The organism is Okeania sp. SIO3I5 (assembly GCF_010672085.1).
GTDB lineage: Bacteria > Cyanobacteriota > Cyanobacteriia > Cyanobacteriales > Microcoleaceae > Trichodesmium.
Map to the genome: position 1 here is coordinate 1 of NZ_JAAHHT010000478.1, position 2399 is coordinate 2399.

Annotated in this window: 2 protein-coding genes; both read right to left on the reverse strand. The window is 37.4% G+C overall.

All coding sequences use genetic code 11. The features are described 5' to 3' along the window. Window positions 1-501: 501 nt before the first annotated feature. The gene (locus tag F6K40_RS39795) at window positions 502-1482 is read right to left on the reverse strand and encodes an aldo/keto reductase (RefSeq protein WP_293145717.1); all 981 of its coding nucleotides are present in this window, start codon (window positions 1480-1482) and stop codon (window positions 502-504) included. Window positions 1483-1609: 127 nt separating this feature from the next. Then, a complete protein-coding gene (locus tag F6K40_RS39800) occupies window positions 1610-2116 on the reverse strand; it encodes an HAD domain-containing protein (RefSeq protein ID WP_293145720.1) in 507 nt (168 codons plus the stop codon). Between the last annotated feature and the right edge of the window lie 283 nt (window positions 2117-2399).

The window sequence follows — 2399 nt, forward strand, 5'->3', positions numbered from 1 at the left end:
TGTATTCAACCGGATTTGATATTACTCCTTACTCCTTACTCCTTACTCCTTACTCATTACTCATTACTCATTACTCATTACTCATTACTCCTCAGTAATACGATAACTAATTACCCGGATTCTATATAATCCCCATAGGATTGACTAATCATGAAAATTTTTTCTCTCTTGGTCGATTGGATATGGCGAGGAGACCTCGCCATCCCATCCTACGGACTGCTCCGCAAACGACCGCTTGTTTCTCCTTTAAAGGAGAGACTTTAAACCTTAATTATTCGGTAAAAATAGCAGTGCGTCGCAGAAAAAAACTACAAAATTGTGATTCGATTATTAGACAATCTTATTTTTATTATAGCAGTCGAAGCAAAGGTTAGGACATTTATAAATCTTGTTCGCGGAGCATTTCCCTATCAGAAAAACCCTGTGACAGGTTACTATTCCCTATTCCCTATTCCCTATTCACGCTTCGCCTAGTGCTATAATTTTGACTTTTGAATTTTTTTACTGAGTCTGAAAAATATTTTGTACCATTTTCTTGTCTGTATTCCCAGCAGCTTTATCTAATTCCGCAACTTCACCAGAGTCTAATTCCCAACCCAATGCACCAATATTTTGTTCTGCTTGAGCTTGATTTTTGGCTCCCGGAATCGGAATTGTACCTTTACAAATACACCAGTTAATTGCTACTTGCGATAGGGTTTTATTTCTGGATTTTGCCACTGCTTCTAAACATAATAATAATGGGCGAATTCCTGGTAATATTTGTTTGAATAAAATACTTCTAATCCCTTTAGGAAAAGAACCTTTTTCAGAATATTTTCCTGTTAATATTCCCAATGCTAAAGGACTATATGCAATTAATTTAATTCCCAATTCATCACAAACTTCTTTTAATCCTAATTCTGTAACTGGGTAGGTTGATAATAGAGAATATTGAACCTGTAAAGTAGTAAGAGGAACGCCGCGATCGCTAAGTTTTTTATGCACTTTTTTCAGTCGTTTTGGTCCGTAGTTCGATAACCCCACTCCTTTAACTTTCCCTTGTTCGTACAAATCAGCTAAACCATCCAACAATCCCCATTCTTGCCAGGGAAAATAGTTAGCAGTAGACCAGTGCATCTGTACCAAATCAACATTTTTGCCGAGACGTTGAGCAGATCCTGCACAAGCTGAAATCATTGCTTTGCGACTCCACCTCCAGGGATAAGCAGCAAGTTTTGTGGCAATGCAAATATTATCTTGGTTTGCCCCCGCGTATGCTTGGGAAAATTCCCCCAACAGCATTTCACTACGTCCGTTTAATTTGCCAGTTCCGTAGGAGTCACCCGTATCAAATAAAGTTACGCCATTAGCAACACAAAGGTTAAAGACATTTTGCAGTTCCTGATCCATACTTTCGTCATATCCCCAGAGGAGGCGGTTCCCCCATGCCCAGGTGCCACAACCCATTTTTGGGAAGGTAAGTTTTTCGTTAGTTTGCATCTTTAAATATTAGACATTTCCAATAATAAAAAATCAAATTAATTATCGCACAAAAATCATCAATTCTTTTTCGCTCCTCCTGTACGGGCGATTTCCTACGGAATGCTCCTAATTAAGCGAATCGCCCCTACTCCTTACTCCTTCTTTTAGTATTGTCATCTGTTATTTTCTCACTCAACGAGGCAAGATAGCGATCGAGTATTTCAGCAGAATTGCGATTAAAACCATAATACGGATCGGTAACAATAACTGGACTACCTGGTTCATAGAACTCAGGAATGTCATCAATAGCTACCCACTGTGGATTTTTTTCGTTGTTTTGTCTGAAATATTCCAAAATTGCTTGATGCCGAATATGCTTATTTTTTTCAATAACTGTTGGGTGTAAACATGGAGTTACCCCAACAACATGCATGGCAATATCTCCTGAAAATAAACTAGAAATTTTTTGCAGAGAATACATTTCTCGCCAGGATGAGGAGATAACTATTTTGGCAATAGGATAACGACGCAGGACATTTTCAAATTCATTCAGACAAATTTGATCGAATTTGAGCATATCTTTTGGCAAAACTGGTTGCTCGAATTTTTTCTCTGGTACTAATACTCCATCAATATCTAAGAAAATCCACATAATTTATATCTACCTGCTGGAATAGCGATTTGCTAATTTACATTAATTTTATATTATTTTACATTATATCAAATCTTGGTAATAACTTATCATTAAGTACAGAGAAGACTTGACAATGTGGGTAAAAAAACCTAACCCCCCAACCCCCTTTCTATCTCCCCTTGCCCCCCTTTGAAAGCTATGCTTTATAAACATCTTTCTCTTTTCATAAAACTTGGGCATTATAGACACGTTATGAGTAGGTCTGGGTTTGGCTTTTTCGGGAGAAAAATGTATTCAATTA

Coding starts and splice junctions, on each gene's coding strand:
- F6K40_RS39795 (WP_293145717.1), bottom strand. CDS start 1,482: ATGCAAACTAACGAAAAACTTACCTTCCCAAAAATGGGTTGTGGCACC.
- F6K40_RS39800 (WP_293145720.1), bottom strand. CDS start 2,116: ATGTGGATTTTCTTAGATATTGATGGAGTATTAGTACCAGAGAAAAAA.